Origin of the sequence: Corynebacterium sp. HMSC11D10, from assembly GCF_001806995.1 — a bacterium.
Classification (GTDB): domain Bacteria; phylum Actinomycetota; class Actinomycetes; order Mycobacteriales; family Mycobacteriaceae; genus Corynebacterium; species Corynebacterium coyleae.
In genome coordinates this window covers 1-801 of record NZ_KV787080.1, presented here as the reverse complement: position 1 = coordinate 801, position 801 = coordinate 1, and the positions used below count along the sequence as shown (strand labels likewise).

The following is an 801-nucleotide window of genomic DNA, read 5'->3' as shown; positions in this document are numbered from 1 at the left end:
GCTTGGTTTCCGGCTTGGTTTCCGGCTTGGTTTCAGCTGCCTGCTCCGCCTTCACAGCGTCTTTCGCAGCCTGCTCGGTTTCCTCCGCCTTGGCGATAGCCTTGTCTGCCGCAGTCTTAGCGGCCTCGGCCGCCGCCACAGCCGCATCAGATGTCGTTGCTGCCTGAGCCTTGCCAGCCTCGGCACTCGCGTTGGCTGCTTCCTGCTCTGCCGCTTCGAGGTTCTTCTTCAGCTCAGCCTTCTTCGCCTTATCCTTAACCTTGTTGATCTCCTCCTCAGCCTTGGTCACCGCAGCCGCCGCGCGCTCCGCATGGCCCTTCGCTGACTCCTGCGCTGCCGCCAACGCAGCAGCCTCGGCTGCCGCGGAATCACGCTCTTCCTTAACTACCGCAGATGCAGCGGCCTTGAGCTCTTCGGCGCCTTCGACCACCGAATCTGCCGCGGACTTGGCCGCTGCCGCTTCAGTTTTCGCCTGCTCACCAGTTCGAGCTTCCTTTGCGGCCTTCGCAGCATCTCGTGCAGCTTCAACCTTCTTTGCAAGAGCATCTGCCTTTGCCTGCAGCTCGGCCTTCTTCTCAGAGTCCTTGACCTTGGCAATTTCCTCCTTGGCGGCCTCCAGCGCCGCCTCCGCCCGAGCTACGTCGGCCTCAGACTTCCCGACAGCGTTCTCACGCTCAGTAATGGATTCCTGGGATTCGAAATCAACCTTGAGGTCAAGGAGTGCGTCCTCGTACTCGATCGGCTCGTAGAAGCCGATCAAGACCTTCTTGGCGCCCTCCTCGGTGAGCGTTGTTTTCACGC

At 61.0% G+C, this 801-nt stretch carries 1 pseudogene; it reads right to left on the bottom strand.

Features of this window, described 5'->3' with window-relative positions:
• Nucleotides 1–801, bottom strand: a pseudogene (locus HMPREF3120_RS12205) (hypothetical protein); the annotation flags it as partial.